This window comes from Psychrobacter sp. 1U2 (assembly GCF_051847575.1).
Window position 1 is genome coordinate 1 of sequence record NZ_JBPYDC010001390.1, and the last position, 611, is coordinate 611.

General features: G+C 45.2%; 1 protein-coding gene. It reads left to right on the forward strand.

What is annotated here, in order from left to right; translation table 11 throughout:
* A partial coding sequence (locus ACS8FD_RS22260; protein WP_439277464.1) for a glycosyltransferase occupies positions 1-468 on the forward strand: 468 nt, incomplete at its 5' end.
* Positions 469-611: the final 143 nt, after the last annotated feature.

Sequence of the window (611 nt, forward strand, 5' to 3'; positions counted from 1 at the left end):
CCTAAGGCACTTGCGTTAATAGGCCGTCCTTTTGAGGTACAGCATCAGTGCGGTCGTAATAATGAGCAAGCGACAAAAATAGCTTATGATAGCGAGGATTTAAGCGCTCATAAGTTCACTGTACAGCCATTTATTGACGATATGGCAGCGGCGTACAACTGGGCAGATATTATCGTTTGTCGAGCAGGCGCGTTGACAGTTACCGAAATTCAAAATGTCGGTATTGCCGCGATTTTTGTACCGCTACCTCATGCAGTTGATGACCATCAGACTGCTAATGCACGCACCTTGACGTCACACGATGCTGCGATTTTATTACCGCAGTCTGAGCTAACAGCGCAGCGTCTGAGTAATGAGCTTGCAGCGCTTGATCGCCACACTTGCTTGGAGATGGCAAAAAAAGGCCATGCCCTTGCCAATCGTAGCGCCACTAGCCAAGTTGCTGATATTGTTTGGCAAGCCTTGTAGCCTATATCTTCAGAAGCTACTGTTTCCATAACTGGTTGTTTCTACAACTAATTCAATAAATTTACTGGCCTTTAATAAAGAGAACCTTTTATGTCTACCTCCGCGAAAGCTCTACCCAAGCGTTTGATTGAAATACCAGAAAT